At 61.7% G+C, this 25,624-nt stretch carries 19 protein-coding genes and 4 pseudogenes; 9 read left to right on the top strand and 14 right to left on the bottom strand.

The window, feature by feature from the left end; genetic code table 11:
* Positions 1 to 42: 42 nt before the first annotated feature.
* Genes AC4LE2_RS11185 through AC4LE2_RS11155 form a run of 7 tightly spaced genes read right to left on the bottom strand, consistent with a single transcriptional unit; the run spans position 43 to position 6,681 of the window.
* Positions 43 to 1,095, bottom strand: a complete 1,053-nt coding sequence (locus tag AC4LE2_RS11185) for an ABC transporter substrate-binding protein (protein WP_491825831.1) — start codon at positions 1,093 to 1,095, stop codon at positions 43 to 45.
* The gene (locus AC4LE2_RS11180) at positions 1,092 to 2,267 is read right to left on the bottom strand and encodes an NAD(P)/FAD-dependent oxidoreductase (RefSeq protein ID WP_491825830.1); all 1,176 of its coding nucleotides are present in this window, start codon (positions 2,265 to 2,267) and stop codon (positions 1,092 to 1,094) included. Before AC4LE2_RS11180 ends, AC4LE2_RS11185 begins: the two co-directional genes overlap by 4 nt.
* Entirely contained in the window at positions 2,264 to 3,640 is a 1,377-nt protein-coding gene (locus AC4LE2_RS11175; protein WP_491825829.1) for an FAD/NAD(P)-dependent oxidoreductase, read from the bottom strand. The genes AC4LE2_RS11180 and AC4LE2_RS11175 overlap by 4 nt, the downstream gene beginning before the upstream one ends.
* Positions 3,637 to 3,927 carry a (2Fe-2S)-binding protein gene (locus tag AC4LE2_RS11170; RefSeq protein ID WP_491825828.1) on the bottom strand — a complete coding sequence of 97 codons (291 nt, stop codon included), beginning with the start codon at positions 3,925 to 3,927 and terminating at the stop codon, positions 3,637 to 3,639. The genes AC4LE2_RS11175 and AC4LE2_RS11170 overlap by 4 nt, the downstream gene beginning before the upstream one ends.
* Before the next feature lie 44 nt (positions 3,928 to 3,971).
* Entirely contained in the window at positions 3,972 to 4,766 is a 795-nt protein-coding gene (locus tag AC4LE2_RS11165; RefSeq protein ID WP_491825827.1) for an ABC transporter permease, read from the bottom strand.
* 2 nt (positions 4,767 to 4,768) lie between these two features.
* Positions 4,769 to 5,614, bottom strand: coding sequence for an ABC transporter permease (locus tag AC4LE2_RS11160; protein ID WP_491828113.1), 846 nt, complete (start codon positions 5,612 to 5,614; stop codon positions 4,769 to 4,771).
* Between the two features lie 38 nt (positions 5,615 to 5,652).
* A complete protein-coding gene (locus tag AC4LE2_RS11155) occupies positions 5,653 to 6,681 on the bottom strand; it encodes an ABC transporter ATP-binding protein (RefSeq protein WP_491825826.1) in 1,029 nt (342 codons plus the stop codon).
* A 218-nt stretch (positions 6,682 to 6,899) separates the two neighbouring features.
* On the opposite strand from AC4LE2_RS11155, the gene AC4LE2_RS11150 reads away from it, so the two are divergent.
* Positions 6,900 to 7,775: an IclR family transcriptional regulator gene (locus AC4LE2_RS11150; protein WP_491825825.1), complete on the top strand. Its 876-nt coding sequence runs from the start codon at positions 6,900 to 6,902 to the stop codon at positions 7,773 to 7,775.
* Between the two features lie 69 nt (positions 7,776 to 7,844).
* Positions 7,845 to 9,836: a hybrid sensor histidine kinase/response regulator gene (locus AC4LE2_RS11145; protein ID WP_491825824.1), complete on the top strand. Its 1,992-nt coding sequence runs from the start codon at positions 7,845 to 7,847 to the stop codon at positions 9,834 to 9,836.
* Between the two features lie 10 nt (positions 9,837 to 9,846).
* Here the strand turns inward: AC4LE2_RS11145 and AC4LE2_RS11140 are convergent, their stop codons facing one another.
* Positions 9,847 to 10,746, bottom strand: coding sequence for a LysR family transcriptional regulator (locus AC4LE2_RS11140; protein ID WP_491825823.1), 900 nt, complete (start codon positions 10,744 to 10,746; stop codon positions 9,847 to 9,849).
* Positions 10,747 to 10,878: 132 nt separating this feature from the next.
* On the opposite strand from AC4LE2_RS11140, the gene AC4LE2_RS11135 reads away from it, so the two are divergent.
* From AC4LE2_RS11135 to AC4LE2_RS11125, 3 genes are read left to right on the top strand one after another with little or no spacing between them, the layout of a single operon-like run.
* Entirely contained in the window at positions 10,879 to 12,174 is a 1,296-nt protein-coding gene (locus tag AC4LE2_RS11135) for a CitMHS family transporter (RefSeq protein ID WP_491825822.1), read from the top strand.
* Positions 12,175 to 13,527: an acyclic terpene utilization AtuA family protein gene (locus AC4LE2_RS11130; protein WP_491825821.1), complete on the top strand. Its 1,353-nt coding sequence runs from the start codon at positions 12,175 to 12,177 to the stop codon at positions 13,525 to 13,527. It abuts the gene before it with no gap.
* A complete protein-coding gene (locus AC4LE2_RS11125; protein WP_491825820.1) occupies positions 13,524 to 13,895 on the top strand; it encodes an AtuA-related protein in 372 nt (123 codons plus the stop codon). Before AC4LE2_RS11130 ends, AC4LE2_RS11125 begins: the two co-directional genes overlap by 4 nt.
* Positions 13,896 to 13,951: 56 nt before the next feature.
* Here the strand turns inward: AC4LE2_RS11125 and AC4LE2_RS11120 are convergent, their stop codons facing one another.
* Both AC4LE2_RS11120 and AC4LE2_RS11115 read right to left on the bottom strand, forming a co-directional pair.
* Positions 13,952 to 15,562, bottom strand: coding sequence for a putative bifunctional diguanylate cyclase/phosphodiesterase (locus AC4LE2_RS11120; protein WP_491825819.1), 1,611 nt, complete (start codon positions 15,560 to 15,562; stop codon positions 13,952 to 13,954).
* 217 nt (positions 15,563 to 15,779) lie between these two features.
* The gene (locus AC4LE2_RS11115; protein WP_491825818.1) at positions 15,780 to 16,997 is read right to left on the bottom strand and encodes a GGDEF domain-containing protein; all 1,218 of its coding nucleotides are present in this window, start codon (positions 16,995 to 16,997) and stop codon (positions 15,780 to 15,782) included.
* 298 nt (positions 16,998 to 17,295) lie between these two features.
* Here AC4LE2_RS11115 and AC4LE2_RS11110 point away from each other — a divergent pair, with 298 nt between their 5' ends.
* Entirely contained in the window at positions 17,296 to 19,413 is a 2,118-nt protein-coding gene (locus tag AC4LE2_RS11110; RefSeq protein WP_491825817.1) for a TonB-dependent siderophore receptor, read from the top strand.
* Between the two features lie 6 nt (positions 19,414 to 19,419).
* Here AC4LE2_RS11110 and AC4LE2_RS11105 read toward each other — a convergent pair.
* A pseudogene (locus AC4LE2_RS11105) lies at positions 19,420 to 19,527 on the bottom strand (LysR family transcriptional regulator); the annotation flags it as partial.
* Between the two features lie 110 nt (positions 19,528 to 19,637).
* On the opposite strand from AC4LE2_RS11105, the gene AC4LE2_RS11100 reads away from it, so the two are divergent.
* Positions 19,638 to 20,444, top strand: coding sequence for a hypothetical protein (locus AC4LE2_RS11100; RefSeq protein ID WP_491825816.1), 807 nt, complete (start codon positions 19,638 to 19,640; stop codon positions 20,442 to 20,444).
* A gap of 389 nt (positions 20,445 to 20,833) precedes the next feature.
* On the opposite strand, the pseudogene AC4LE2_RS11095 reads toward AC4LE2_RS11100, so the two are convergent.
* From AC4LE2_RS11095 to AC4LE2_RS11085, 3 genes and pseudogenes are all read right to left on the bottom strand, one after another.
* Positions 20,834 to 21,265, bottom strand: a pseudogene (locus AC4LE2_RS11095) (methyl-accepting chemotaxis protein); the annotation flags it as partial.
* Between the two features lie 108 nt (positions 21,266 to 21,373).
* A pseudogene (locus tag AC4LE2_RS11090) lies at positions 21,374 to 22,051 on the bottom strand (PAS domain-containing protein); the annotation flags it as partial.
* Positions 22,052 to 22,334: 283 nt separating this feature from the next.
* Complete coding sequence (locus AC4LE2_RS11085) at positions 22,335 to 23,135, bottom strand: ParA family protein (protein WP_491825815.1); 801 nt, start codon at positions 23,133 to 23,135, stop codon at positions 22,335 to 22,337.
* Positions 23,136 to 23,323: 188 nt separating this feature from the next.
* Here AC4LE2_RS11085 and AC4LE2_RS11080 point away from each other — a divergent pair, with 188 nt between their 5' ends.
* Positions 23,324 to 25,198, top strand: coding sequence for a pyruvate kinase (locus AC4LE2_RS11080; RefSeq protein ID WP_491825814.1), 1,875 nt, complete (start codon positions 23,324 to 23,326; stop codon positions 25,196 to 25,198).
* Positions 25,199 to 25,341: 143 nt separating this feature from the next.
* A pseudogene (locus AC4LE2_RS11075) lies at positions 25,342 to 25,602 on the top strand (DUF4113 domain-containing protein); the annotation flags it as partial.
* Positions 25,603 to 25,624: the final 22 nt, after the last annotated feature.

Genomic DNA, 25,624 nt, shown 5'->3' with positions numbered 1-25,624 from the left:
CTTGAGAAAAAAAGGCTGTCATGGCTGCTTTTACAGTTCAGCCTAGCGCTCGATGGACCGGCTCCAGCGCGCATTCCACGCAGGCCGTATCTCATTGACCTTGTCCCAGTCGATGGTCACGGCGGTTTGAAGGTAGGTGTTCATGGCCTCCACCTGGGCGCGGGTTCGGTCGGTGGTTGGGGTGGTGGGGTTGGACGGGATCTGGTCCCCTTGCTCCAGCGCCGGGCCCTGGGCCTCAGGCGTGAGCAAGAACTGCGCAAGTTTCTGGGCAAGCTCGGGTTGATCGTTGTTGGCGATGGTGCATTCGGCCACGTTCAGCACGACCGCACCTTCCTTTGGCTGGGCGTACTCCACCGGCACCCCCTTGAGCTTGAGGGCAGACACTTGGGTAGGGGTGAGGGGGAACAACGCCGCTTCGTCGGTTTGTACCATCTCCGAAATCTTCGCCGAGCTGGCGATGTACTCCAGTACGTTTGGCCCCACCGTGTTGGGCCACGCCTTGAACCCCGGCTCTACGTTGGTTTCGGTGCCGCCCTGCAACCGGTTGAACATCAAAAAGGCGTGTAGCCCGAAGGTGGAGGAGGCCAGCGACTGGAACACCAGTTTGTCCTTGTAGCGCGTGTCGGCCATGTCCGCCCACGAGGTGGGTGCGCTCCAGTTGTTTTCCTTGAACAGCCGGGTGTTGTAGGCCAGCCCCGTCACGCCCAGGCTCACCGCCACGGCCTGGTCCTTGATTTTGGCCTTGGCCGGGATCTGCGCCAGGGTAGGGCTGGGCTGTAGCGTGCCGCACAGGCCCATGGAAATCGCCCGGTACATGATGCCGTCGTCCAGGAACATCACATGCAGCTGAGGGTTGTCTTTGCTGGCCTGTACCTTGGCCAGAATGTCTGACGAGGTACCCGGTACGATCACCACCTTCACGTTATTGGCCTTCTCGAAGGCCGGCAGCACTTGGTCGGCATACAGCCGTTCCATGGTGCCACCGTTCATGCCCAGGTAGAGGGTGGGCTCTGCCAGGGCTGGCGCCGAGGCCAGGAGCGAGGCAAGGGGCAAGCAAGACAAACCGATCAGCGCACCGCGGCGAGCGTGTTTCATGAGGTCGACCTTCCTTCAAGGGATGGGATGCTATCGCCAGCGTCCAAGGGCGCGGCGGGGGCGGGTTGAAACCTACGGATGGAAAAGGCGTCCAGGGCCACGGTAGAGGCCCCGGCGCAGACAATCTCGGCCAGCGCTTCGCCGGCCGCCGGGCCAATCTGGAACCCCGAGCCTGCGAAGCCAAAACCGTGCAGCAGGCCGGGTTGAGTAGCGCTAGGGCCCAGCACGGGCTGGCGGTCTGGCAGGTAGCCTTCGGTGCCTGACCAGGTGCGAATGGCCTGCGCACCGGCCAGGGGTGGGTACAGGGTGGCGGCTTCACGCAAGATCACCAGCGTAGCCGCCTGGCCTGGTCGCGCCGTAGTCGGAGCGAGGGCAAACCCTTGGCCGCCGCCCAGTACGCAATTGCCCCGCGCAACCTGGCGAGCGTAAATGCCGCCGCCTTCCACACCGGTGCTGACATCCATGAACAGGGGCAGCGGCTCGGTCACTAACATGGCCGGGTGCCCGACGGTCAGCGGAACCGGCTCGCCAAACTGTTCGGCCAATCGAGCGGCCCAGGCGCCCGCACAATTGAGCACCCATGGGGCCTGGAAGTGCTGGCCCCCCTGGGTGCGCACCCTAAACACCTGGCCGTCATGACTCACCTCGCTCACGGCCGCCTGTTCGAAAGCCTGCGCCCCGGCCCGCCGCGCGGCAAAGGCAAACGCCGGGGACACCAGCCGGGGGTTTGCATGGCCGTCTTCTGCACACAAAGAAGCCCCTACTGCCACATCGCCGGCCCACGGGTAGCGGGCACGCAGTTGAGCGCGGTCGAGCAGTTGCAGCTCAAGGCCAAAGGGGCGAGCGGCCTGTTCATAGGCCACCAGCGCGGCCATGTCCTGATCGCTGCGGGCCAGCTTGAGGTGGCCCGAGCGCAGGTACTCACCGTCAGTGCCAATCAGGCCGGCCAGGTTGCCCCACAGTGCGTGGGCCCTTTGCGACAGCGGCAGTTGCGAGACCGGGCGGCCCTGGCGGCGCACGCCGCCGTAGTTGACACCACTGGAATGAGAACCAAAGAAGTCGCGCTCCAGTAGTGCGACGCGCTTGCCGCGCAGGGCCAGAAACAACGCCGCCGACGCCCCGACGATGCCGCCGCCGATGACCACCGCGTCTAGGGTTAGGTGGCGGCTCATTGCGCTGCCTCCACGCCAAAAGGCAGCGGCTTGATAGGCGCCTGGCTGCGGAGCCGGCCGATGCGTTCCACGGGATGGCCCGATGCGTGGGCGATCAGCTCCACGGTAGCGGCACCACACAGGCGGCCCTGGCAACGGCCCATGCCCACGCGGCACATTGCCTTGACCCGGTTGACCTCCCAGTGACCCTCGGCCACGGCCTGCCGGATGTCCCCGGCACGCACCTCTTCACAGCGGCACACCATCACCTCATCTGCGGCCGCGGCAGCCCAGCCCTCGGGGAATGGAAACGCCGTTTCCAGGCCTTGTCGAAAGGCCTCGATGCGCTGTAAACGCTGTTGCAGCTCGGCATGACGGCGGGGGTCGGTGGCAATGCCCAGGTCGCTGAGCAGCGCCAGCGCGGCCAGCTCGCCGGCCATTTCTGCGGCGTCCGCACCCATGATCCCGGCGCCGTCCCCGGCCAGGTACACACCCGGCACACTGCTGCGGCCACTGCCGTCGCGGGTGGGCAGCCAGGCGCGGTTAAGGGCGCTCCAACCGAAGGCGCAGTCCAGCAGGTCGGCCAGTTGGGTTTCACTGCGCAGGGCATGGGCGAACGCAACGGCATCGCAGGCGAGGGTGTGCGCCTGGGTGCCCTGGCGCCAGGCCACGCCGGTCACTTTGCGGTCGCCCTCTACCTGGGTAAGCGATACCCCATGGTGTACTGGCACGCCGTGAGCGGTGAGCCAGGCTCTGTAATACATGCCCTTGGCCAGTGTCGCCGGTTGCCCGAGCAGGGCAGGCAGCGCTCGCACCTGCGCGCTGAACGGTGAGCTGTCCAGTACCGCTAGCACCTGCGCCCCGGCCTTGGCGTACTGGTAAGCGACCAAGTACAGCAACGGGCCGGAGCCTGCGAACACCACCTGCTCACCAATCGCGCACCCCTGAAACTTCAGCGCGACTTGCGCCGCGCCCAGGCTGTACACACCGGGCAAGGTCCAGCCGGGCACGGGCAGTATGCGGTCCGTGGCGCCGGTGGCGACGATCAGGTGGGTGTAAGGCACCTGCCGGGCAATGCCGTTGCTCAGGGTGTCCAGCGCCTGTCGTTCGGCGTTCCATACCAAGGTGTCCGGGCGGTAGTCCAGGCGCCCAGGCAGGCTGTCCAGCGCGGCGTGGAGGGCAGTTGCCTTGCCGGCCTCAAACCCATACAAAGCCTTGGCCGGGCGTTTGAAAGGCTCGGGTTGACGGCGGTAGATTTGCCCGCCACCGCGCAAGTTTTCATCGATCAGGCACGGGGTTTGACCGTAAGTGGTCAGGGTATGGGCGGCGCGCACGCCTGCGGGGCCTGCGCCCACGACCACCAGGGCGCGAGTTGAAGCAAAGGGCGCGCTCATAGCGTACGCCCTGGGTCACGGCTTACGTGCTGGCCCGCTTCAAGAAAGGTCGCGCAGGCCCTGACCCGTCGGCCGTCGCCCAGCCTGACCCAGCAGTCCTGGCAGGCCCCCATCAGGCAAAAGCCGGCCCGTGGCTCGCCGCTGAAGTCGCTGCCGCGCAAGTGATCACTGGCCGTGAGTACGGCAGTGAGCAGGGTGTCACCCAGCAGGCCACTGGCGGGTTGGCCATCAAGGGTGAACGGCAGCACGGGCCGGTGCTGCTCGGCCAGTCGTTTCAACAAAGCCATGGCGCTTTCTCCAGAGGCGAACGTCGAACAGGGCGCCGTAGCGCTTAATGCTTACCGACCAGCACACGGTCCAGCCCGTACACCCGGTCCAGCACGATCATGGTTGCGGCGGTAAGGGCGATCACCAGGGTGGAGACCGCCGCCATCATCGGGTCGATGGATTCCGTGGCGTATACGTACATGCGTACCGGTAAGGTCTGGGTAGACGGCGAGGTCACGAAGATCGATAAGGTGACTTCGTCGAAACTATTGATGAAGGCCAACAACCAGCCGCCTGCGACCCCCGGCAGGATCATGGGCAGGGTGATTTTCCGGAACAACGTAAAGCGGCCGGCACCCAAGGACTGAGCCGCTTGTTCAGCGCTGCGGTCGACGCCGATGGCTGCGGCCAGCACCAGCCTGAGCACGTAGGGCGTAATCACCACCACGTGAGCGAACATCAGCCAGGCAAAACTGCCGTTGACCCCCATCAGGGCGAACAGCCTGAGCATCGCCACGCCCAGCACCAGGTGCGGAATGATGATAGGAGACAGAAACAAGGCGTTGAGTGCCCCCTGCCCAGGAAACCGATAGCGGGTGATCGCCAGCGCCGCTGGCACGGCGATGACCGTGGCCAGGGTGGCTGCCACCACCGCCAGGATCACGCTGTTATAGAAGGCCTGGATGAAATCCGCCCGCTCGAATACCGCGCGCATCCAGCGCAGCGAGAAGCCATGCCAGGGCACACTCAGCGTGTTCTCGGGCGTAAAGGCGACCAGGCACACCACCACAAGCGGCGCCAGCATGAAGGCCACCACCAGGGTATGAAAGCACAGCGCCAATGGGCCATTTTTGGACATGGTCAGGCCCCCAGGGTTTTTTTGTACCGGCGTTCAAGCAGGCGGTTCCAGGACAGCATCACCAGCAGGTTGAGCACCAGCAGTGCCACGGCAAGCGTCGCGCCCATGGGCCAGTTCAGCTCGGACAGGTATTGGTCGTAGATCACCGTGGCGACCATCTTCAACCGACGGCCACCCAGCAGGCCGGGAATGGCGAACGAGCTGGCCGACAAGCCAAATACGATCAAGGTGCCCGATAACACACCGGGCATGATCTGCGGCAGCACCACCTTGCGCACCGCCGTAAGTTGGCTGGCGCCCAGCGACAGCGCGGCCTGCTCGGCGGCAGGGTCAAGCTTCTGCAAGGACGTCCACACCGGAATGATCATGAACGGCAGCATCACATGCACCAGCGCCAGCACCACCGCCAACGGCGTGTACAACAACTTCAGCGGCCGCCCGCCCAGGGCCTGGATCGTTTGGTTGACGAGGCCTTCGGCCCCCAGCAGCAAGCTCCAGCCAAACGCGCGCACGACCACTGAAATCAACAGGGGCGTGAGGATCAGGATCAAGAAAATCGAGCGCCAGGGCGTGCCCATGCGGCTGAGAATGTAGGCCTCAGGCACGCCGATGACCACACACAGCAGGGTGACCAGCGCGCTGATCCAGAAAGTGCGCAGGAAAATTTCATAGAAGTAAGGGTCGGACAGCAGGCTTTGGTAGTGGTCCAAGGTCCAGGCGTCGGCCTTCACCCCTACTTCGTAATCGAACACGTTGAACGACAGCACCAGCGTCAGGAGCAGGGGCAGCACCAGCAAGCCAATGAACAGCGCCAGCGCGGGGGCCGAGAGCAGGTAGCCCCGGCCCATGTCACGAAACACGCTAGGGCCGCCTATGTGAGGGCTGTTCATAGGCTCACCTCGTCGGCGTCCAACACGCGCAACAAGTCCGTTGACCAGTCCAGGCCCACGGCCGTGCCTTCGTTGTACGGCGCTTCGCCGGTATTGCGCCGCACCACCGTCAACTCGCCCAGCGCGGTACCAACCCGGTACAGCCACTGGCTACCTAAAAAGTAACGGGTAAGGATGTGGCCCTGCAGGCGACCGTCACCGGAGGCCACGAGGTCGATTTTCTCCGGCCGCAAACTCAAGGTCAGCGCGCCGGCCCCAGGACGTTGGCGAACCTGCGGCGCGCCGGTGGCGTCCGTGTCACCCGGTAGCAGGTTGGCCTTGCCCACGAAGCTTGAAATAAAGCGCGTGCGCGGGTGCTCATACAGGGCGTAGGGGGCATCGACCTGGGTAATACGGCCGGCCTCCATCACCACCACGCGGTCGCTGGTGGACAACGCCTCGGTCTGGTCGTGGGTCACCATCAAGGTGGTGATGCCCACTTCGCGCTGGATGCGGCGAATCTCGAACTGCATTTCTTCGCGCAGGTTCGCGTCCAGGTTGGACAGGGGCTCATCGAGCAGCAAGACCGGTGGCTCGATGACCAGGGCACGGGCCAGGGCGACGCGTTGGCGCTGGCCACCGGAGAGTTCGCGTGGGTAGCGCTCGGCATGGGGCGTGAGGTGGACCAACGCCAGCACGGTGTCCACGCGGCGCTGCAGGTCGGCCCTCGGCACCTTGCGCATCGTCAGGCCGAAGGCCACGTTGGCGCGCACTGTCATGTGGGGGAATAACGCGTAGGACTGAAACACCACGCCCAGCCCTCGGCTGGCAGGAGTGGCGTAGGTGATGTCACGCCCATCGAGCTGGATGCGCCCGCTGGTGACCTCTACAAAGCCTGCGATCATTTGCAAGGTGGTGGTTTTACCGCAACCCGACGGCCCTAGCAGGGAGACGAACTCCCCTTTCTCTACGTTCAGGTGGGTCGCGACCACAGCATCCACCGCGCCATAACGTTTACCTAGTGCCTGAAGCTCAAGAAAAGCCATGGCTGCGTTCTACCTTATCAAGGCGCGCCGAAGCGTGCGGTTTGTACTGGGCAGAGGCGAATGGAAACCGTGCGTAATGCCTTGGACGCTGGTGCTCGACTGAGGTCGGCTACCGCTGTTATTCGAATCGCCCTGTGGACTGATACTAGAGCCAAGCCTAGGATAGCCTCAACGTTAAATTTCACTGTGCGATTGTTTTTTTGAAGTTAATTCAGCCTATGAGTAATGAAGAAAGTTCAAGCAGTAAAGATTCCACTGAACGGAATAACTTTGCAGGGCCGGGTATAGGTGCAGTGCCTCGCGTATTTGCCGTGCTCCGCTGCCTGGCCGACGGCCCTGAGGGGGGTGAGCGGGTGACGCAGTTGGCACTACGCGTAGGGCTTTCTCAACCCACGACCCACCGGTTACTGCGCAGCCTGATGGCCGAAGGCATGGTGGAACAGGACAGCCGCAGCAAGCGCTACCGGCTGAGCTTTGAGCTGTTCGCACTGGCGGCACGGGCGGGGCAGTCCGGCAACCTCCGGGACCAGGTGCGGCCCAGCTTGCTGCGGCTGTCGGCCTCGCTAGGGGATTCGCTGTTTTTGCTGGCGCGCAGCGGCTTCGATGCCATCTGCCTGGACCGCAGCGAGGGGCCGTACCCCATCCGCACCTTTACCGGCGACATCGGCGGCCGGGTTGCCCTAGGTGTGGGGCAGGGCAGTGTGGCGATCCTTGCGTTTCTGCCCGATGAGGAGCGCGAAACGGTCATCCGCTACAACCTGCCTCGCTTGCGCGACTTGCACCTGTACGATGAAGTGCTGCTGCGCTCGGAGGTCGAAAACGTGCGCCGGTTGGGCTACTCGGCGCGCAACACCGGCGTACTGGCCGGCATGGCAGGGCTGGCGGTGCCGATCCTGGACCGTGAGGGCAGGGCGGTGGCTGCCTTGAGCGTGGCCACCATCAGTGACCGCCTCAACGCTGACCGGCTGCCGACGGTGGTGGAGCTGCTCAAACGTGAGGCCGCCACCATCAGCCAGCGCCTGAACCCCTTCGACCCTGTACTGCAACGGCCTACCCAGGTGTTTGGGCAATCAGGCTCGGCGCCGTTGCTGTAACGTCGATGGGGAACACTTTCGCGGCTGGCGCAGTCAGCTATCAAGTGTGTTCAGGAGCTACCCTGCGGGATGAACGACTTCAACCTTAGGCTTGATTACCAAGCCCTGTTCGAACGGGCGCCGGCGCCTATGCTCGTGGTTGCTGCGGACCCTCCGCGGTTTACGATCATTGCGGTCAATGAAGCCTACCTGTCTGCCACGCTGCAAACGCGTGCCACCTTGGTTGGTTTCGCGCTGTTTGAGGCCATGCCGGACAACCCTGACGATGAAAGCGCCACCGGTGTGACCAACCTGCAAGCCTCCATCGAGCGAGCCATCGAAAGCGGCGTGCCAGACACCATGCCGGTGCAGAAATACGACATTGCCTCCCCCCATGGGGGCTTTGAGGAGCGCTGGTGGGACCCGGTCAATTCGCCCGTCTTCGACGGCGCGGGCAAGGTGGCCGCGGTGATGCACCACGTAACCGATGTGACCGAACGGGTGCGCGCCGACAACGCCCTTCACCAGCTCAATGACACCTTGGAAGATCAGGTGGCCCTGCGCACCGCCGAGCGCGACCGTATCTGGCAGCTTTCTGCCAACCTGCTGACCGTTGCCACCAAAGACGGCACCGTGGTGAGTGCAAACCCTGCCTGGGAGCGCATCCTGGGGTGGGCCCCGGCATGGCTGGTGGGCAGACACGTGAGCGAGTTTCAGCACCCCGAAGATGCGCAGGCCTCTGCTGCAGAGTTGGCGCGCTTGCAATGTGGCGATTATCACAGCATCGATTACGAGGATCGCTACCGCCACCGGGACGGCTCTTGGCGCTGGATTTCCTGGACCCTGCAACCTGAGGGGCAGCTGATCTACTGCAATGGCCGCGACGTGACCGCTGAAAAGGCCCAGGCCGAGGTGCTGCGCAACGCCCAGGAGGCGCTGCGTCAGTCCCAGAAGATGGAGGCAGTAGGGCAACTGACCGGGGGGCTCGCTCATGACTTCAATAACCTCCTGGGCGGCATCGCCGGCAGCCTGGAGCTGTTGCAGCTCAGAGTCCAGCAAGGGCGGCTGCGCGAACTGGACAAATACATTGAGGCGGCCTTGGGCAACACCCAGCGGGCGGCGGCCGTGACCCATCGGTTACTGGCGTTCTCACGGCGCCAGACCCTGGCGCCCCGGCCCACCGACGTGCAGGCGCTGGCCTTTGGGCTTAAAGACCTCATTCAACGCACCGTGGGCCCTGGCATTTACGTTGAGTGGCTGGGCACGGCAGGGCTATGGCCGGCCCTGGTTGACCCCTCCCAGTTGGAAAACGCAGTGCTCAACCTGTGCATCAACGCCCGTGATGCGATGCCGCACGGTGGCAGGATTAGCCTGCAGTTGGCCAATACCTGGTTGGAGGCAGCATTGGCCCAAGAGCACAGGGTGCCGGAAGGCGATTACCTGGTGCTGAAGGTCAGCGACACCGGTACCGGGATGTCCCCGGACGTGATCGCACACGCCTTCGAGCCGTTCTTCACCACAAAACCCATAGGCCAAGGCACCGGGCTGGGGTTGTCGATGATCTACGGGTTCGCTCAACAGTCCGGCGGGTTGGCGCGCCTCGAATCCAAGGTAGGCGTGGGCACTACGGTCAGCCTGTGCCTTCCGCGTTACCGGGGGGGAGTGGCGCCTGAAGGGCCGCTGGCCGAACCCGGCCCTGCGCTGCCGTCTGGTAGGGGCCGCACTGTATTGGTGCTAGACGATGAGCCGTCCATTCGGATGTTGGTGGTCGATTTGCTTGAAGACCTAGGCTTCACCCTGCTTGAGGCCAGTGACAGCCAGGCGGGGCTGAACATCCTCACCTCTGGCGTTGCTATAGATCTGCTCGTCACCGATGTGGGCTTGCCAGGTGGCATGAACGGCCGGCAAATGGCCGAAGCCGCACGTGTACACCGGCCTAACCTCAAAGTGATATTCATCACCGGTTACGCCGAGGAAGCGGTCCTGGGCCTGGGCCGGTTTACTCCCGACATGGCGGTGGTCACCAAGCCGTTTTCGAACGAGCACATGGTGCGCTGTGTCCAGGCCATGGTAGCGCTGTAATGAGGCCTAGCTAAGCCAGGCGCTGATCGCCTGGCAGGCTGGCTATCAGTTGCGCGACCAGCAGCTCGGCTGCCGGCCCCAGGCTGTATTCGCTGCGGGTAATCAAGCCGATTTCCCGGTTCAGGGCTGCGACGTCCAGCGTAATGCTCACCAAGCCTTCCTGCCCCTGTACCGCCGACTCAGGCAACAGGCTCATTCCCAGCCCCTGTTTGACCAGGGCAATGGCGGTGGACAAGTAATTGGCCTCGCAGCGCGCGTGAAGCGTCAACCCTCGATCCTGAAACAAGTGCTCCACCTGAATGCGCACACTGCTGTCGCGCCCGGTCAGGATCATCGGTTGACCGTCCAGCGCCTGCAGGCTCAGCGCACGCTCCTCGGCCCACGGGTGGCCAGCGGGCAGCACCAGGCACAGGCGGTCTATCAGCAATGGCCTGAACAGCAACCCATTTGCGCCACGGGTAGGCACCCCCAGGCCAAACTCGACGTCCCCGGCCCGCACCAACTCTTCGATGTGCCGGGCCACTACGTCACGCAGGCGGATTTCCACGCCAGGGTAGTGGTCGCTGAAGGCCTTGAGCAGCGCAGGCAGCACGCCGGAACACAGCGAGGGCAGGGCGGCGAATTCGATGACCCCGCGCTTGAGGCCCGCCAGATCCTGGTTCTGGGTAACGATGTTATCCAGGTCCAGTAGCAGTTTTTCCATCAGGTTCAGGTTCTGCCGGCCTGCCTCGGTGAGGGCCACGTGACGCGGGCTGCGGTCAAGCAGGCTGACACCTAGCCAGCGTTCTAATTGCCGCACTTGTACGGTAAGGGCCGAGGGCGACAAGTGAAGCTGCGCAGCGGCCTTGGAGAAGTGCCCGGTGCGGGCCACGGCCACGAAGGCACGAATGCAGGGAATCGAATTTTTCATTTTGTTTTTTCGAAGGTGAATGAGGGTGCATTTCAATTTACAGGACGACCCGAAGGTTTTAATACTGGCCGCACAACAATAAACCCGCTGCTCGGCCTGCCAGGCCAGAGAGGCCCCGCACGGAGAGCTGCCATGCTCGCGATTGTCGGTCTGATTACCATCGTCTGCTTGCTCGTTGCAGTGATGAGCAAGCGCTTGTCCCCCCTCGTAGCCCTGATCGCGCTACCCATCATCGCCGCACTGCTCGCAGGCTTTGGCCTGCAAACCAGCACCTTCATCATCACCGGTATCAAGAACGTCGCGCCCGTGGTGGGCATGTTCGTGTTTGCGATCCTGTTCTTCGGGGTCATGACCGACGCCGGCATGCTGGACCCGATCATCGACCGTATTCTGAAAACCGTGGGCACTCGCCCCACCCGTATCGTGTTCGGCACCGCATTGCTGGCGCTGCTGGTTCACCTGGACGGCTCAGGTGCGGTCACCTTCCTGGTCACGGTGCCTGCGATGTTGCCGCTCTACACACGGCTGGGCATGGACCGTCGGATACTGGCCTGTGTGGCGGCGATGGCCGCCGGGGTGAACTTCCTGCCCTGGACGGGGCCGGTGCTGCGCTCCTCGGCCGCCTTGCATGTGCCGGTCAGCGAGCTGTTCCAGCCACTGATCCTGGTTCAGATGGTGGGCTTGGCGTTCGTGTTCGCCTGCGCTTGGGGCCTTGGCCTTCGCGAAGAGCGCAGGCTGGGCCTGGGCGCGGGCTCGCCGGCCAGCGAAGCCATGCCGCAACGCATCCTCTCAGCCGAGGAGCAAACCCTGCGCCGGCCCACGCTGTTCGTAGCCAACCTGCTACTGACCCTGGTGGTGATGGCGGTGATGATCGCAGGCTGGGTGGACCCGGTGGTGATGTTCATGGTGGGCACCGTTCTGGCCCTGTGCGTGAATTACCCGAACGTCGATGCTCAGCGCGCCCGCATCGACGCCCACGCCAAGACCGCCCTGACCATGGCCAGCATCTTATTGGCTGCGGGAGTCTTTACCGGGATCATGCAAGGCACGGGCATGCTCAAGGCCATGGCGGAAGTCGCCGTTACCGGCATTCCTGCAGGCCACGGCACGTTGATACCGGCGGTGGTGGGCTTCTTGTCCATGCCGCTGAGCTTATTGTTCGACCCCGACTCCTATTACTTTGGCGTGATGCCGGTGATTGCCGAGGTAGGCCGTTCCCTGGGCGTGGACCCGCTGCAAGTGGCCCAGGCGTCGCTGTTGGGTGTTCATACCGCTGGCTTCCCGGTCAGCCCGCTCACCCCGGCCACCTTCTTGCTGGTGGGGCTGTGCAAAGTAGAGTTGGCGGACCACCAGCGCTTCACCATTCCATTTCTGTTCGCCGCCTCCGTGCTGATGACCCTCACCGCCCTGTTACTGGGAGTGTTTTGAATGAAAACCTTGAGAATCGGCTCCGGCGCCGGGTACTCCGGCGACCGTATCGAGCCTGCCGTGGAGCTAGCCGAAAAAGGTGAGCTGGACTACCTGATCTTCGAATGCCTGGCTGAACGCACCATTGCCCTGGCCCAACTGGAGCGCTTGAACAACCCAGAGGGGGGCTATGACCCGCTGCTGCTGGCGCGCATGCGCCGGGTGCTGCCGTACGTACAGGGTTCTGCGGCCCGCGGGCGGCGGTTGCGCATCATCACCAACATGGGCGCAGCCAACCCCATGGCGGCCGCCAACGCCGTGGCGCGCCTGGCCAGTGAGCTTGGTTTTGCGGGCCTGAAGGTCATCGCCCTGAGCGGCGACGATGTGCTTGAGGCCGTACAGGCCAACCCCGACCAGTGGTTAGACAACGGTCAAACCTTGAGGGCATTGGGCGATCAGTTGGTGTCGGCCAACGCGTACCTGGGCGCCGAGGGCGTTGTCCAGGCGCTTCAGGCCGGGGCTGACGTGGTGATTACTGGGCGCGTGGCCGATCCGTCGCTGTTTCTCGCACCGCTGTGCTACACGTTCGGCTGGGCGGCAGACGATTGGCCGCGCCTGGGCCAGGCGACCTTGATTGGCCACCTGCTCGAATGCGCGGGCCAGGTCACTGGTGGGTACTTCGCAGACCCTGGCCGCAAGGAGGTCCCAGACTTGGCGCGCCTGGGCTTCCCGCTGATGGAAGTCGATGAACACGGGAACGCCACCCTGAGCAAGGTGGCAGGCAGTGGCGGGCGGATCGACACGGCCACCTGCACTGAGCAACTGCTGTACGAAGTCCACGACCCGGCCCGCTACCTCACGCCAGATGTCAGCGCTGACTTCAGCGCGGTTTGCTTCGAGCAGGTGGGTGAGAACCAGGTGAAGGTCGTCGGCGGTAGCGGCCACCCACGCCCGGATCAGCTCAAAGTGTCGGTAGGCTACCGCGATGGCTGGGTGGGCGAAGGGCAGATGTCATACGGTGGGCCCAACGCCGTCGCCCGCGCCACCCTGGCCGGGGAGATCGTAGTCGAGCGCTTGCGCCTGATCGGCGTGGCTACCGAAGAAGTACGTGTCGACCTGATTGGTATCAACGCCTTGTACGGCAGCGTATTGGCCTCAGCGGCAGCGCCCACTGAGGTACGCCTGCGCGTGACGGCGCGCTGTACCCGGCGTGAAGACGCGGCGTTGGTTGGCAACGAGGTCGAGACCCTTTACACCAATGGCCCTGCGGGCGGTGGTGGCGCGACCAAGCAACTGCGACAGGTGGTTGCAGTTGCTTCGCTAATGGTGCCCAGAACGGCCGTCAGCCTGACCTTGCACGAGGAGGTGTCATGAACAGCACGCTTACCCTGGCAGATCTTGCCCACGCCCGCACAGGTGACAAAGGCGATACGTCCAACATCTCGGTGATCGCCTTCCGGCGCGACGATTACCCGCTCCTGGTCGCCCAGCTCACGGAAGACGTGGTGGCCGCTCATTTCTCCGCGCTCCTGGGCCCGACGGCGGGGCCAGTGAGGCGGTATCTGGTGCCACAGCTGCAGGCGCTTAACTTTGTGCTGCCGGGCATGCTCAAGGGCGGCGTTACCCGCTCCCTGGCGCTGGACGCGCACGGTAAAAGCCTGGGCGCCGCGCTGCTGGCACTGGAGCTGGCGCCTGCGCCCAGTTCAGGCACGGCCAGTCCAGGCACGGCGCGCCAGTCCTGACTGACGGGGAGTGCCCGCAGCATAGCAACGCCAACACTGCCCGTCGTGCGTCAGGGTCAGGCAGGGGTCAGTGGCGCTTGCGCAGCGCGCACCGGGCCGGGCAATGCCTGGGCGGTTGCGACCTCGGTGGCATGGGCCGACTGCAGCGGTCGCCCGAACAGGTAGCCTTGAGCGAAGTCGCAGTCGTGGTCCATCAGCCAGTCGGCCAGGCGCTCGTGCTCAACGCCTTCAGCGGTGATCTGCATCTTCAGGCTTTTGCCCAGGGCGAGAATCGCCCGCACCATTTCGTTCTGGTTTTCCAGGGAGGTATCAAGGAACGAGCGGTCGATCTTGATCTTGTCGATGGCCAGTTGGGTAAGGTGATAGAGCCCCGAGTAGCCGGTGCCAAAGTCATCCAGCGCCACGGTCACGCCCAATGCGCGCAGGCGCTCAAGGTTGTGCCGGGCGCTCTCGACGTTGGCCACCAGCATGTTCTCAGTCACTTCCACCTCGAGTTGATGCAGCGGGAAGTCGCCTATGTTGGCCAGGTGCGCCAGCCAGTCCGGAAACTCGGGGTCTTCGATCATCGATGAGGTGACGTTGACCGCCAGGGTCAAGGCGCCAGGCCAGTGCTGGGCTTGCTCGAACGCTTGGCGCAACAGGCCTTCGGTGAGGGGTTTGATCAGCCCCAGGTGTTCAGCGATAGGGATGAACTCCAGCGGCATGACCATGCCCCGCTCAGGGTGCTCCCAGCGTGCCAGTACTTCGAAGCCCACCAAGTGCTGATCGGGCAGGCTGACGATGGGCTGGTAGAAGGGCTGGATGCCCCCCACTTCGATTGCCCCACGAAGGGCCTGCTCGAACACTGCCTGCTCGCGCTGGGCCTGCTCGAAACTGGCTTCGTAAAAGTGGAACACCGCCCGGCCGCTGTTTTTCCCCCGGTACATGGCGCTGTCCGCCCGCTGCAAGAGGACTTCCCCGGTGACCCCGTCCCAGGGCGCTACGGCGATACCCAACGTGGCACTCAGGTTCGGCATGGGTGCGCCTTCCAGGGGCAGGGCGATGGTCGCCAGCACGTTTTCGGCCAGCGTTGCCAGCTCCATCCGGCTGTAGTCACCGGTGATGGCAAAGGCAAACTCGTCGCCCCCTAGCCGCGCCACCGAAGCGTGCCAGCCTGACGTGGCCTCGCGCAGCCGGTCTGCAAGGGTGCAAATGGCCAGGTCCCCGGCGGCGTGACCATGGGTGTCGTTGACCTGCTTGAACTTGTCCAGGTCGATCAAAAACACGGCGGTCGGGACGTCAGGGGTTTCAAGGCGACCGGTCAATTGCTCGTGGAAGACGCGGCGGTTGAGCAGGCCCGATAACGGGTCATGGCGGGCCAGAGAGTCGCTGAGCGCCTGGGCTTGGACGAGGTGTTCGTAGCTGTGTTGCAGCCTGTGCACCAAGCGCCTGACCATCAAAAAGGGCACCACGGTCGACAGTAGCGCAAAGCTGATAGAGGTAAAAATGAAACGCCAGCGCTCGTCGTCTTCGAAATCCCCATCGTAGGGCAAGCCCAGCAGGTGCGTCGCAACGGCTTCGAGCTTGAACTCCCACAGCACCGACAGCGCCGCCATGCTGAAGAAATACAAAACCAGCAATGCGCACAAGTTCTTTCGCACGGTGGCGTAACTGCGGATAGAGGGCATCGGAATACGTGCTCAAGGGCCAAAAAAGGAAGGCGTCAAGAGTGTATCGGTCACCCCACGTGAACCTTGACCCGGCTGCAACCACAACCCGATGTGATGCCAGTCTCTGTGGGAGCCAACGGCAGTTGGCGAAAGATGATGCGAACACACTTGAAACGGCTTTCGCCAACTCTCGTTGGCTCTCACACGGGTCAGTTGTGGCCCTCTAACACGCCAATCAGCCGTGCACCGCTTCGGGTCGGGCGCTGCGCAGGCAGTCGCGGCCGGCGCGTTTGGCGTCGTAGAGCGCTGTATCCGCCGCGCCCACCAATGCATCAGGGTTGATATGCGGTGCCAGGGCGCTGGCCATGCCCAGGCTGATGGTAACCCTGGCGCCATCGCCCAACACAGGGTGGGGCATGTTGAGCGCGGTCACCGCCGCGCGCAGGCATTCACCCAGTGCCCTGGCTTGTGCTGCGTCAGCGCCTACCTTCAATACCAGGATCTCTTCGCCACCAAACCTGAACGCCAGCGCCCCAGCGCGTTGGGCCACGTCTTGAATCGCGGCACTGAGCTGCGTGAGACAGGTATCGCCTGCCAGGTGGCCATAATTGTCGTTGTAGGCCTTGAAGTGGTCGATGTCCAACAGGATAACCGCCACGTTGGTAGGCGTGGTCTGCGCACTGGCCCATACCCGCGCCGTCACTTCTCCCTGATAACGGCGGTTGAACAGCCGGGTGAGGGGGTCGGTACGGGCCGCCTCGGTCAATTGCGCTTGGAGCAAGCGGCCGCGCAGGGCGAAGAGGTAGCTCAAGCGGGCGCTGCGCTCTAAAAAGTACGACGCCATCAGCAGCAGTAACACAGTGGAAAGGTACAGCAGCGAATTCGCCTGCCAGGTCACAAAGTCCATGAAGTTGGCGAGGTGGGTGGTCACCAACTGGATGGCAAGCATCGTGGTCAAGGCCACCGCCGCGACCCGGGTAGGCAACTGCTGAATCATGGCGCAGTAGACCATCAACAGCAGCATCCCCAGCTGGTAGTACAGCCGGTACGGGCTTTGACTGTGGAGCATCACGAGCAGGGGCATCAGTGAGCAGACCACCGCGCCCACCGCTGCCATCACTTCCAGCGTCTTGCGTGAAGTGAGGTGTTGGGTAAGCAGCAGCATGGCGCCGATCAAGGGCGTGATCAGGAAGATTCGCCCGATGGCAACGTATTCGAATACGTCGTTCATCAAGAGCCAGTCGTCGATCAGGAACATCAGGTAGATCAAGCTGCCGCCTAAGCCCACCGAGGTAAGGAACCGTCGCCGTGGAGCCAAGGTATCCCGCTGATAGCCCCGCTCAAGTTTTGTTTCGAAGCGCAGCGTGCGAACACCCGACGTGATCGCATCCTCGATGGATTCAAGGGTGCGAAGGTCTTCGGAGCAGGGGCGGTTGAGGGAAGAAGCGGGCATACGGCACCGATCAAGATGAGCGAATAATCCTGTGACAACGTAGGTGATATCTTGGTGCCATCATTGAGCGAATGGTACGTTATTTTGACGCCAAATAAAACGCTACTGGTCGGCTGCAGCCCTTCTGTGGCGTGCATTTGAACCGAGATAGCTACGCCTGTCGGAAAGTGTAGAAGGGGGCTGCCGAGAACGTGATGGTGTGTGAAAAAAATGTCCACAAAATGTTGCTAGTGCATCTGGTTCTCATTCGCAGTTTCGTTCAGAATCGCATTCCCGTATCCCTTCAGGAACCGCGAACTTGAAACCCAGTCTGCCTGTAACCCTCCTGCTCGCCAGTGCGTACAGCACCTTGCCTCTGGCACAAGCGGCCGACGTCGTTACCTTGCCCGCTACCCAGATTCAAGACACCGCGACGTCAGATGACACCCAGACTCAGGGTTACCAGGGCAGTGCCTCAGCCAGTACCACCAAACTGGGCATCACCAACAAGCAAACACCACAAGCGATCACGGTGATTACCCGTGAGCAGATGGACGACTTCAGGATCACTGGTATCAAGGATGCACTGCGTTCAGCACCCTCGGTGACGGTAGAGCAGACCGAGACCGATCGCACCGAATTCACCTCCCGTGGGTTTGATATCACCAGTTTCGAGTACGACGGTGTAGGCATGCCCTTTGCTCAAACCTTGTTAATCGGCAACCAGGACATGGCCGAGTACGAGCAACTGGACGTGCTGCACGGTGCCAACGGGTTGATGAGCGGTACGGGCAACCCCTCGGCCACGGTCAACTTCGTGCGCAAGCGTCCCACCGATACCTTCCAGGCACAGATCGGGACCAGCGTGGGCTCTTGGGACAGCCGCCGGGTGGACGTAGACGTGTCAGGCCCGCTTACCCCGTCCGCCAACGTGCGTGGCCGATTTATCTACGCCCACGAGAAAAGCAATTCCTGGTTGGACCGCTACAGCCATGAGCGCAACGTGGCCGCAGGCCTGTTGGCGTTCGACCTGTCTGACGCTGACACCCTCACCGTGGGCTTCTCCCAGCACAACAGTGACTCCAACGGCAGCACCTGGGGCAACCTGCCGTTGGTTGACAGCGACAACCAGCGGATTCACTACAGCAGCCGCAGCTCCAGCGTGGGCCAGGACTGGACCTACTGGAACATGCACACCCAGCGGGCCTTCGCCGAGCTTACCCATGACTTCGGCAACGGCTGGAACAGCACCCTGACGGCCACCGGCATCACCGAATACCAAGACACCAACATGTTTTACGTGGCCGGTGTGGCGGATGACGATGCCTATGTGTATGCCGCTGACACCAGCAGCAAGGCACATCAGCTCGTCGGCGAAGCAAAGGTGTCCGGGCCGTTCACGCTGTTGGGCCGCGAGCACCAGCTCACCCTCGGCGCCAACTACGGCCGCACCCACCAGAAGGCCCGTGAATACGACCCCGACCGGGCCACCGTGGATGACTTCGGCTACTACACCACCTCGTTCTCCGGGCTGCTGGCCGGCACGGCGGCACGGCCTTCGTTCACGTACACCGCCGATGGCAATACCCAGAACTTCGAAGATCGCCAAAAGAGCCTGTTCGCCGGAGCGCGCTTCAGCCTGGCCGATGACCTGCACTGGATCGCCGGGGCCCGCATACTCAGCGCCGATGGCTCAGGCACCAGCTATGGCGCCGACCATTCGGTGCGCGAACACGGCAAGGTCACGCCCTACACGGGCCTTGTGTATGACCTCAACAACCAGTGGAGCCTCTACACCAGCTGGACCAAAATCTTCAACCCGCAATACAACACCCTTGGCCTGGACGGCCGGCTGCTGGACCCGTTGGAAGGCAAAAGCCTTGAGGCAGGGGTGAAAGGCAACCTGATGGACAAGCGCCTGGACGTGTCTGCGGCGGTATTCAAAACCCAGCAAAGCAACGTGGCCGGTGCCTCTAACCTAGTGGGTAGCCAGTACCTGTATGAGTCTGTGGACTACAAAAGCCACGGCATCGAGTTGGAAGCCTCCGGGGAGGCGTTGCCTGGCCTGGAACTGCTGGCAGGCTATACCTACGTGCATATCGACGATGACGACGGCGACCGTGCACGTAAGTATGTGCCCAGTCATTCGTTCAGAGGCCTGGCCACCTACCGCTTGCCCAGCGCGCCGCAAGTACGGGTAGGTGGGCGGGTGAGCTGGCAAAGCGCGGTGGAGAATGAAACCAACAGCGACATTCGCCAGAACGCCTACGCGGTGGTCGACCTGCTCACCAGCTACGAATTCGATGAACACTGGAGCACGTCGTTGAACCTCAACAACGTCACCGACCGCAAATACTTGCTGTCGTTGTACAGCGGCACGGCCACCAACTATGGGGCGCCGCGCAACCTTATGGCGTCTGTCACCTGGAAGTATTGAGGCCCTTTACAGGGCTTCATTCATGGCCTTGACGAAGTTTACGAAGGCCTTGAGCGGGGAGGGCAGGTGGCGGCGGCCGGGGTGATACAAAAACGGCCCGCTGAACGCCTGCCATCAGGGATGTATTAATGTTTGCCATGGAACTCGAAGCGTAGTGAGGGCTATGGAACTGAACACTGAAAAATTTCACTCAGTCTGAAGCATTCAGTCCAGGAGCTCGCTATATGACTTCACCTATTGGCCGTTTTTCCATCCCACCCGATTGTTTATTAAGTGATTCTGCTTCTGAAGCAGAAGACGGCAAAAAGGCAATTCCAGCACCAGCTTCCCTGACTCCGCCCCCCTCAAGACCCCTCAAATATCCTGAAGGGAGGAGTGGCAGCAAGACGTCATTAAGCGCCGACTTTGCCAAAATGGCTCTACAAGACGGAATTTCAAAACAAGACGAAAACATCACGTCTGGCGTATTCCGGGGACCTACGCGTTCCGCTAACATTGGTTTTGATGAAGAGAAGATGTATGAGATTTTTAGCCGATGTTCCGAAGCCAAAGCATTGGAAAAGCAGGTTAATAAGATGGGCTTTCGTTATGCTGGTGATACAGAGAGTCAATCTAAAGCTAATACTCGATTCATGGCCAAAACGATTAGAATCAATGCTGGCCTTTCTCCCGAGCAGGCAGCACTGAGCTTTGCATACGAATTGGCGAACGCCAGTCAACACGATGGTGGTAATTTAGGACCTTTACAGCGTTTTCAAAAGGCTGCAAAAACGGGAGAAGAATACGCCGAAAGTGCATTGCGTTGGGAGTCTAAGTCGGTACTAAAACGTTCTCAAGTGGCTATTGCTATTGGCCATGAAGATTTGGTAGTCAACCCGAAATATAACCAGATTGCAAAGAATGATGCACTGAACGAGTCTGATAAGATTGAGTTGATATTTTCTGAGTTAAAAAACAATGGGAGAGTAAATCGAGGCCAGGATTCTGCATTTGATCACTATGTAAAACAATACCAAAATGCAAAGAAATAATATGAGGGTTTGGCTAAAAATAGGGGAATAATATTTCATGGTCTCCGCTTGAAGCCGATTGCTGGTAGCCACGGTACTATTATTAATGGACGCGGCCCAGTCTGCAGCTGCAGACTGTCAAAGTTAGCTCGTCGCATACCCCCGCAGGTGGCACTGGAAGTGTTGCCTGAAGCGGTGGCGGCGGGCGTTAGCCACTTAGACACCGCGCACTCCTATGCACGGCACGTTACCAACCGTAATCCGCCAAGTACTGCACCCCAAGCCCAAGGCGTGCTGATCATGCGCGGATTAGGCGCTGATCGCAGACGTGGCTCAACAAAGCATTGCCTATGTGCCGTTCTTCGCGCTGGATGGATTCACACCTTGCAGCCCAGGGAGCCACACCGGGTTCAGCGCACCAAACGGTTAGCGAACTGTTCTACCGCGCTCACTACCTTCTTCGCCCCATCCTGAATCTCCAGAATCACCGACCCTGCCTGGTTCGCCAGGTTGAGGCCGTCTTCGGCCTGAGCGCGCCCTGTGCCAATCACGGTGACCGCATCGGAGGCCAGGCGCTGATTCTGTTGCACAACGCCTGCGATTTCGGCTGTGGCCTGAGTGGTCCTGGACGCCAGCTGGCGCACTTCGTCAGCTACCACCGCAAAACCACGACCCTGCTCACCGGCACGCGCCGCCTCGATGGCGGCATTGAGCGCCAGCAGGTTGGTTTGTTCAGCGATGCCACTGATGGTTTTGATGATGGTGCTGATTACCTGGCTTTGCTGATCCAACGCCTCGATGCCTTCGGCAGCCTCCTGCATGTGGTGCGCCAGGTTGCGCATCACCGTCACGGTTTCCTGCACCACATCGGCGCCACGCTGGGCGGTGGTGTCGGTTTGGACAGAGGTGGTGTACGCCATGGTTGCGGCGTCGGCCACCGCGTTTTCCTGATTGACCTGCTCGGTGATCACCGTGGCGAATTTCACGATCTTTACCAGCCGGTCGCTGGCATCAAACACAGGGTTGTACGAGGCTTCCAGCCAGACGGTGCGGCCGGCGGCGTCAAGGCGCTTGAAGCGGCCTGCGATGAATTCACCCTGGCGCAGGCGTTCCCAGAAGGCTTCATATTCGGGTGACTTGCCGTCTTCCTGGGTACAGAACTGGCGGTGGTGCTTGCCCTTGATCTGCTCCAGACGAACGCCCATGGCTTGTAAGAAACGGTCGTTGGCCTTGACCACGTGCCCTTTGAGGTCGAACTCAATCACGGCCGTCGAGCGCATCAGGGCCTTGATCATGCCTTCTTGCTCGCGGGACGTCTCGATGGTGCGGGTCAGGTCACTGGCGTAGATCACATAAGACGTGAGGCTGTTGTTGGCGCCGCGAATGGGGTGCAGCAAAATGCGCAGCCAGGCCTCGCGGTTGTCCTTGCGCACAATACGCAGGGTGCCGCTGAAGTTTTCACCGTTGCGCAGCGCGGTCCAGATACGGCGGTGAAAATCGTCGTGGCGTACGGCCTCCGGCACCAACTCAGACAGCGGCTTGCCTTTGAGCTCGGCGTCACGGTGCTGCATTTCCCGCTCGAAGTTGGCATTCACGTGCTCGATCCGGCCCTCGGCATCCAGAAGCATCACGATCATGTCTTCGTCCAGGCCATGCCGCACCTGCTCGAACGATGCCAATTGCTCACGGAGAGAGGCCAGTTCATTTTTGAGTTGATTATTGAAGAACATGTGTACGCGCCTGTGACGATGCCAAGGTAGGTAATTCGTTGATCGGCCAATTATTTGTACACTTTAGATCGCAATGTACACAGCCGACAGATGGCAATATGATATTGGATCCGTCTGTGATATGGCTGGGTCAGAACAGTCCGGTTCTGAGGGCAATGCAGAGCGTGCCATCTAGCGATACTTAGCGCGTCGTGGTGCGGGTGCCGAACCCATCCGGGTGTTCGAGGACATGCAACAGCTCTACATATTGTTCAGTGAGCTTATGGCGACGGTCCAAGTGGACCAAGGGCAGGCAGCGCTGGTGCGATTCGCGCATCTTCACCGAGCTGCTCAAGTACGCCGGCAACACCGGCAAGCCCTCGGCGATCAGCTCGGCCAGCATGCTGCGGTGGAGGGCGGTGGTGCTTGAGTATTGGTTGACGACCACGCCTTCCACTGTCAGGGATTCGTTGTGGTCCTCCTGAATATCTTTCACATGCTCCAGCACTTGGTACAACGCCTGGCGGGAAAACGCATCGCAGTCGAACGGGATCAATACCGTGTCTGCTGCGATCAGGGCGCTGAAAGTGTAGAAATTCAGCGCTGGTGGAGTATCCAGATACACGCGGTCGTAGTCCTGGGCCACCTCATCGAGCAGGCGGCGCAGCTTATTGATCTTGAACTTGGCTTCTAGCTTGGGCTGAAGGTCGGCCAGTTCACTGCTGGCGGTAATCAGGTGCAGATTGTCATGGGCGGTTTCCAGGATCTTCACCCGGTTCTTCTTGCTACCGCTGGTGGAGGACAGCATCTGTTTGAAAAAGTCCGCGATACCGGGCGGGATGTCGTCCCCAAGCAACCCGGTAAGGTAGTGGGTGGAGTTGGCTTGAGCGTCCAGGTCGACCACCAGGGTGCGGTAGCCCTCGAGCGCGCTGGCGGCGGCAAGGTTGCACACGATGCTGGATTTGCCCACACCGCCTTTCTGGTTGAACACGACCCGACGCATTGACAGCCTCCTCTACCAAAAGGGGTCAGTGTATCGGGTCTGCACAGAGGCGGAGCGGGTGAGCAATATGAACTTTATGTTGCAGCGTTGCGATTTAGCCCCCGCCCGACCGGTGACGTCAGTCAGTAAGAAAACGGTCATGCCATGCCCCTAACGTGAGCGGGTTATCTCTTTAGCGAGTGCGTGCAATGACCCTTTCTTTCATTCCGGGCAATGAAGGGCCCGCCAGTGAAATCAGCGCAGCACTGAGGTCGTTGACCTTCCTGCGCCAGGACATGCTCAAGGCCGCGGCCATCGACCTGTCCCGTATCGACTCCAGCTACCAGGTCAGCGCAGCCAACCTGTTGGCTTACCTGGCCCTGCGTCGCCATGACATCCGCTTGCTGCAAGGGCGGCTGTCGGACCTGGGCCTGGCGTCGCTGGGGCGCTGCGAGCATGACGCCCTCGGAGAGGTATCCCGCCTAATTGGCGTACTGGAACAGTTGGCCGGCCAGCAACCGGCCTTCCAAAGCGCGCTGGCCCGGCCTGCCACGCTCGCCGAGCCTGTGGCGCTCCACGCCCATACCACGGCGTTGTTCGGCGACGCACCGAAGGGCCGCGCGGCACGGATCATGGTGACCATGCCCAGCGAGGCCGCCGAGGACTACGCGCTGGTGGAGCGGCTGGTGGCCGCCGGTATGAACTGTCAACGAATCAATTGCGCCCATGACGGGCCTGAACAGTGGGCGGCGATGATTGCGAACGTCCGCAAAGCCAGTCAGCAGTTGGGCAAACGCTGCGAAGTGGCAATGGACCTGCCTGGGCCTAAGCTGCGCACGGGGCCCATCGCGCCCGGGACCGCAGTGCTTAAAGTTAAGCCGGTACGCGACGAAACCGGCACTGTGCTCACGCCCGCACGGCTTTACTTGAGCGCGTCGCCGTGCGGCGAGGGCGGGCCTGCTGCAGGGGCCACCTTGCACGTACCTGCCACGCTGATCGAACACAGCGGCGTAGGGGATGTATTCACCCTGCGCGATGCCCGCCACGCCAAGCGCAGCATGACCGTTGTCGCCTTCGATGATCACGGCTGCTGGGTTGAGTTGCCCCGCACGACGTACCTCACCCCGGGGCTCAAGCTCAAGCGCACCTCGGTCGAGGGCCTCAAGCTGGTAGGCCGTGTGCTTGGCGTGCCCCCGGTCACCCAGGCCATCACGCTCAATGAGGGCGATACCTTGGTGCTCACCCGCGACAACGCGCTGGGCGTACCCGCCCAGCTGGACGAAGCCGGCGCGGTCACGGCGCCAGCACGCATCAGTTGCACGTCGCCCAACGTGTTCGATACGGCTCAAGCCGGTGACCCTGTGTGGTTCGACGACGGCAAGATCGGCGGGGTGGTAGAGCAGGGCAGCAGCGACTTGCTGCACGTCAGGATCGATCACGCACCCGGCGGTGCAAAGCTCAAGGCCGACAAGGGCATTAATTTGCCCGCCACCGACCTCGGCATCGACGCCCTGGGCGAAGACGACCTCAGCGCTCTGGCCTTTGCCGCACAGCACGCTGACATCGTAGAACTGTCATTCGTGAACACCGCTGACGACGTCAACCAGCTGCTGGCGCACTTGGCGCGTCTCAACGCAGAGCACATGGGCGTAGTGCTGAAGATCGAAACCCGCCAGGGCTTCGAGCAGCTTCCCCGATTGTTGCTTGCAGGAATGAAGATCCCCCGCCTGGGCGTCATGATTGCAAGGGGCGACCTGGCCGTGGAGGCGGGCTTTGAGCGTACCGCTGAACTACAGGAAGAGATGCTGTGCCTGTGCGAGGCCGCTCACGTGCCGGTGATTTGGGCCACCCAAGTGCTGGAGTCACAAGCCAAGACCGGGGCGCCGACACGCGCCGAAATCACCGACGCCGCCATGGGCGTGCGTGCGGACTGCGTCATGCTCAACAAGGGCCCTTACGTGCATAAAGCGGTGGCCACCCTGGATAACCTGCTCAGGCGCATGCAGGGGCACCATGAGAAAAAACGCGCCATGATGCGCAAGCTCAATGTGGCCATCCCGGATATCCTGGCGGTGCCGGTCTAAATCACAACAAACCTTATCAATCTCTAGGCAATGATAGTGAAAAATACTATGGCTTTTTAGCTTTCACTATTTGCCTAGCTTGAAGCGCCGGAGAAAAACACGCTTTCAACGCTCCTTTACCCAGAGCTTCGGCGGGTAATGCGTTCTCTTTCGGATTCGAAGCGGCAAAGCAGTTGGACCTGCGGCAACCTGGCGAGTACACAGGGGACTTGTTTGCGCGGACGCAGCCAGAGAAGTGCTAGCAGCTGATGGGCATCATGGACAGTATCAATGCCCGTTGGGGACGGGGTACATTGCGCTCAGCTACAGTGCCCATAGAGCCCGATTGGGGCATGCGTCGCGACTTTATGAACCAGAGTTACACCACGCGGATAGACCAGTTATGGACGGTCAATGCAAAATAATGAATACCCTGAAAAACCTAAA

The organism is Pseudomonas sp. 9.3L (assembly GCF_058536285.1).
The sequence above is the reverse complement of the archived record's forward strand: the minus strand, read 5'-3'. Positions and strand labels throughout refer to the sequence as shown.

Excerpts from the sequence above, each read along its gene's own strand:
- AC4LE2_RS11185 (WP_491825831.1), bottom strand. The coding sequence starts at position 1,095 with ATGAAACACGCTCGCCGCGGTGCGCTGATCGGTTTGTCTTGCTTGCCC.
- AC4LE2_RS11180 (WP_491825830.1), bottom strand. The coding sequence starts at position 2,267 with ATGAGCCGCCACCTAACCCTAGACGCGGTGGTCATCGGCGGCGGCATC.
- AC4LE2_RS11175 (WP_491825829.1), bottom strand. The coding sequence starts at position 3,640 with ATGAGCGCGCCCTTTGCTTCAACTCGCGCCCTGGTGGTCGTGGGCGCA.
- AC4LE2_RS11170 (WP_491825828.1), bottom strand. The coding sequence starts at position 3,927 with ATGGCTTTGTTGAAACGACTGGCCGAGCAGCACCGGCCCGTGCTGCCG.
- AC4LE2_RS11165 (WP_491825827.1), bottom strand. The coding sequence starts at position 4,766 with ATGTCCAAAAATGGCCCATTGGCGCTGTGCTTTCATACCCTGGTGGTG.
- AC4LE2_RS11160 (WP_491828113.1), bottom strand. The coding sequence starts at position 5,614 with ATGGGCCGGGGCTACCTGCTCTCGGCCCCCGCGCTGGCGCTGTTCATT.
- AC4LE2_RS11155 (WP_491825826.1), bottom strand. The coding sequence starts at position 6,681 with ATGGCTTTTCTTGAGCTTCAGGCACTAGGTAAACGTTATGGCGCGGTG.
- AC4LE2_RS11150 (WP_491825825.1), top strand. The coding sequence starts at position 6,900 with ATGAGTAATGAAGAAAGTTCAAGCAGTAAAGATTCCACTGAACGGAAT.
- AC4LE2_RS11145 (WP_491825824.1), top strand. The coding sequence starts at position 7,845 with ATGAACGACTTCAACCTTAGGCTTGATTACCAAGCCCTGTTCGAACGG.
- AC4LE2_RS11140 (WP_491825823.1), bottom strand. The coding sequence starts at position 10,746 with ATGAAAAATTCGATTCCCTGCATTCGTGCCTTCGTGGCCGTGGCCCGC.
- AC4LE2_RS11135 (WP_491825822.1), top strand. The coding sequence starts at position 10,879 with ATGCTCGCGATTGTCGGTCTGATTACCATCGTCTGCTTGCTCGTTGCA.
- AC4LE2_RS11130 (WP_491825821.1), top strand. The coding sequence starts at position 12,175 with ATGAAAACCTTGAGAATCGGCTCCGGCGCCGGGTACTCCGGCGACCGT.
- AC4LE2_RS11125 (WP_491825820.1), top strand. The coding sequence starts at position 13,524 with ATGAACAGCACGCTTACCCTGGCAGATCTTGCCCACGCCCGCACAGGT.
- AC4LE2_RS11120 (WP_491825819.1), bottom strand. The coding sequence starts at position 15,562 with ATGCCCTCTATCCGCAGTTACGCCACCGTGCGAAAGAACTTGTGCGCA.
- AC4LE2_RS11115 (WP_491825818.1), bottom strand. The coding sequence starts at position 16,997 with ATGCCCGCTTCTTCCCTCAACCGCCCCTGCTCCGAAGACCTTCGCACC.
- AC4LE2_RS11100 (WP_491825816.1), top strand. The coding sequence starts at position 19,638 with ATGACTTCACCTATTGGCCGTTTTTCCATCCCACCCGATTGTTTATTA.
- AC4LE2_RS11085 (WP_491825815.1), bottom strand. The coding sequence starts at position 23,135 with ATGCGTCGGGTCGTGTTCAACCAGAAAGGCGGTGTGGGCAAATCCAGC.
- AC4LE2_RS11080 (WP_491825814.1), top strand. The coding sequence starts at position 23,324 with ATGACCCTTTCTTTCATTCCGGGCAATGAAGGGCCCGCCAGTGAAATC.